2 protein-coding genes and 1 pseudogene are annotated in these 3,519 nt (G+C 36.6%); 1 reads left to right on the forward strand and 2 read right to left on the reverse strand.

The genetic code is table 11. From position 1 onward, the window contains the following. Positions 1-318 (reverse strand): annotated as a pseudogene (locus AC1DUW_RS23640) (transposase); the annotation flags it as partial. 254 nt (positions 319-572) lie between these two features. Here AC1DUW_RS23640 and AC1DUW_RS23645 point away from each other — a divergent pair. Next, positions 573-1,961 (forward strand): cytochrome P450, encoded by a 1,389-nt coding sequence (locus AC1DUW_RS23645; RefSeq protein WP_477643597.1) that lies wholly within the window; start codon positions 573-575, stop codon positions 1,959-1,961. A gap of 505 nt (positions 1,962-2,466) precedes the next feature. On the opposite strand, the gene AC1DUW_RS23650 is transcribed toward AC1DUW_RS23645, so the two are convergent. After that, positions 2,467-3,519 (reverse strand): hypothetical protein (locus AC1DUW_RS23650; protein ID WP_477643598.1); only part of this gene is annotated, 1,053 nt, incomplete at its 5' end.

Raw genomic sequence — 3,519 nt, forward strand, 5'->3', positions numbered from 1 at the left:
GTTCCTTGTGTTCCTCAATAAATTCGGTAAGATCTGTCTCGGTTACTTTTTCGCGAATATGGCCATAGCCTTTTTTAAGATTTCAACTTCTTGCTTTAACCGAAGGTTTTCCTTCTGTATGGCTGCTAATTCCTTTGGAGTCATGGAATCTTCCCCTAAACCGATAGGAGTAAATTCCTTAACCCATTTATAAATGGTAACTTCTGATACGCCATATTCGCCGCTTAATTCTTTGACCGAATTACCCGAGTGATAAAGATCTACAATCGTCTTCTTGAATTCATTATTATATTTTTTACCTGTATTCTTACGTTCCAAGACGGACACATCCTCTCAAAAATCATTGTAAGGACTTAACTAAAATGTGTCCATGAAACTATACTAACTCCACATTTTAGCCTCGGTTTTAAACTGTATTCCTTTATCCACATTTGTAATTTCATTCAATTTGTTTAAACTTTTTTAAAAAAAAATATTTGTTAGTCTTCTTTTTAACAACCTGTCCAAACCAATTAATACTTTCCTCATAGGATGATTAAAAGTACTTATATCGAAATGGAGGATACAAACCATTGAGTGACACAGATTTTTTACATGATTCTCCCAAGGGCCCAAAAGGAAGACTAATTACTGGCCATTCAAAGGAGTTTATTTCAGATACACTTGGCTTTCTTACCCACTTAGCAAAAGAATATGGAGATGTTGCTAAAATTCGTTTTGGACCTTTCCAAAATGTTTACTTCATTTCAAATCCGGATTTAATTAAGCAAGTACTTGTAACAAAACAAAAATCCTTCTTGAAATCAAATGACTTCCATGCATTAAAACCAATTATCGGAGAAGGCCTTCTTACGAGTGAAAAAGAATATCACATGCGCCAAAGAAGACTTATACAACCCTCTTTCAAAAAGTCTCATATTAGCAATTATGCCCAGGATATGATTGATATAACAATGGACTATATATCCACTTGGAAAAACAGGGAAGAACGGATTATTACGGAAGATATGATGAGCATGGCTCTCGGTATTATCAGCAAGACCATGTTCAGTATGGACCTCAAAGAAGGGTATGACGTGCTCGGGGAACCTATAGAATCATCCATGAGAATTGCCGTCAAAAGGATGAGAACACTTCTTCAATTGCCACTATGGGTTCCAACTAAAAATAACCGTGAATTTAAAAATTCGATACAAAGACTTGATACAGTGATTTATAACTTTATTGAAAAACGTAGGGCAGATGCAGAGAGACATGAGGACATGCTTGGGATTTTAATGGATGCTCGAGATGATGAGGATGGCTTAGCTATGACAAACCAGCAGGTACGTGATGAGCTAATGACCATTTTCCTTGCCGGTCACGAAACAACTGCAAACGTGCTTTCCTGGACCTTATACTTGCTTTCACAACACCCTGATGTGGAAACTAAACTTTTCAATGAAATAGATAGCGTAATCGGTAATCGTAACCCTACACCTGGCGATTATATGAAATTAACGTACACACAAAATATTATCTTGGAATCAATGCGCATATACCCGCCTGGCTATATCGTATCACGGAAAGTGGAGGAGGATGTAGTAATAGGAGGATATCATTTTARAAAAGGCGATATGATCTTGTTAAGTCAGTATGTGATGCARCACAAGCCTGAGTATTTTGATAATCCAGATTCTTTTAATCCTGAGCGATTTGAAAACAACTTTGTGAAAACTCTACCTCAGTTCGCTTACTTTCCGTTTGGCGGAGGTGCGAGAGTTTGTATCGGTAATCATTTCGCAATGATGGAAACTGTACTTGTCCTAGCGTGCATTGCTCAACGATATCGGATAAGGCTTGCGCCGGACCATCATGAAGTAAAACCACTTCCGTCTATTACACTTAGACCAAGGCGTGGATTGCGCATGATAGTCGAAGATAGAAAAGAGTCTTTTCGTGAACCCTTAGTTGATGAATAGTAATATAGATTTAAATGACTTGAGGCGGCCATTTGGCTTTGGAGTATTTGGGTGTGTTGGCCATTTTAGAAGATCCTATTCTTTCAATAACCATTTTTAGCAGATCTTTCGTAGGAGACATAATATCATGTGATAGATTTCTAAGAAAACACTATTTATTTTCACCTCTGAAACAAAGAAACAAAAGGCTGCAATGTTCTTCTTCAAGAAAGCATTGCGGTCTTTTCATGTTTCTAGGCATTATGCCAAAATAGATACATATATTTAAAGCTTCAGGATAGCTATTAAATTATTGGACACATAAATTTATATCACCGGCATAAAAGATTGTATGGCTATTTTTTACACTCGCTGGTTTTGAAACAAGGATCATTTCGAATCTAGTAAATTACGTTGTTAGCTTAATTGCATGGGGTTCCGCCAACATTTTATGTCAATAAAATCCAACTTCCTTACAAGAAAAAGAGAGAGAACATTAATTGTCTCTCTTCCTTTTATACTAAATTCACTTAACTATTAAAGGTATATAATCTGCAGTTGCCCAATTGTTCATGGGTACTACTTTATATTTTACACCAGTCTTCAATGTATTATTTGTAACATCGAACAAACCAACCGAGCCTTTACGAGAAGAGAAACGATATTGTGCTTGTACCGTGCTTCCATCTTCGCCTTGCAATTGTATGCTTCTGCCTGCAAATAACTCCATGCCTGGATCTTTATCTAATACAATTTTAATAGTCTTGTTATCAATAGCTTCTGCCGATTGAAGTTTAAGTGGGGCGATGTATTGTGCCTTAAACCTTTTATTTTCAAGATCTGCCCATTTTGATGTCACTGTATATGTTACACCTGGTTTCAATTGTCGTCCTTCTGGTAATCGAAATTTTGGGGCTTGTCTTCCATCTGCTGCTTGTGTAAAAGGAAGGTAATTCGCAACAAAACGTTCTCCGTTTCTGCCTGTAATCGTTACAACACGATCACGTAAGGACGAAATAATTTCGAAACGTTTCCCATTTTCGTCTTTGTTTCTGTTATCTAATTCAAATGCTAAATCACCTCGACCTGCCCGATACGCTTCGATAATATTTGCGTAGTCTGTTACACCATCTTCTAAAAATGATTCCAATTCAAATGTGTCATTTGTTACTTGTTGGGTGTTACGAATATTAATTTTCTCATCTGTTCCTTCAAAGGTTTTTACTCGTTGCCCTTTGTAGCTTATTGAGTATTTGGTGTCATCCTTTTGAATTTCAACTGGCACGATGTATGTGCTTTTTGCTCCTGTTTTCAAACGTGGTACATTGACTATGCTCATGCCATGATTAAATTCGAATTGTTTCTTAATATTCTCCAAATTGTTTGGATCCACATCTTCTGCAGCTAATGGTTTATTAAAAGTGACCTGTAAAGTCATCGTATTCAATACGTTTATGTTCGTAATCCTTGCTTCTTGTTGTTTCTTCTCTTGTTCTACTAGGTGGTTACTTGAAGCCTCTACGTTTAATGTTTGGTTATATGTCGCTATTCCAGACGATATTACAGATACAACTAGTAC

The sequence above is a fragment of the Peribacillus sp. P4_C12 genome (assembly GCF_056402095.1).